General features: G+C 62.7%; 1 protein-coding gene. It reads left to right on the top strand.

Annotated elements, in window-relative coordinates:
* The coding region (locus ACIPUB_RS20180) for an SH3 domain-containing protein (protein WP_407609012.1) at positions 1-241 on the top strand (241 nt) is incomplete at both ends.

Genomic DNA, 241 nt, shown 5'->3' on the forward strand with positions numbered 1-241 from the left:
CGGTGCAGGGATTGGCTGGATCCAGTCCAGCAAGCTGTCCACCACCGCGATCAAGCCTCCGGCCAAGGTCTATAACTACACCAAGGTGTTCACCGCGGTGAAGGCCAAGGCGTCGAGTTCCTCGGCGGGTGTTCTTTCGCTGCACCGCCAGACGAAGGTGGAGGTGCTGGGCAGGAGCGGTTCCTGGACCAGGGTCCTTGTTTCGGGGAAGACCGGATTTGTGCCGGCGAGCAGCCTGGGT

The sequence above is a fragment of the Paeniglutamicibacter sp. ORCA_105 genome, from assembly GCF_045798545.1.
GTDB lineage: Bacteria > Actinomycetota > Actinomycetes > Actinomycetales > Micrococcaceae > Paeniglutamicibacter > Paeniglutamicibacter sulfureus.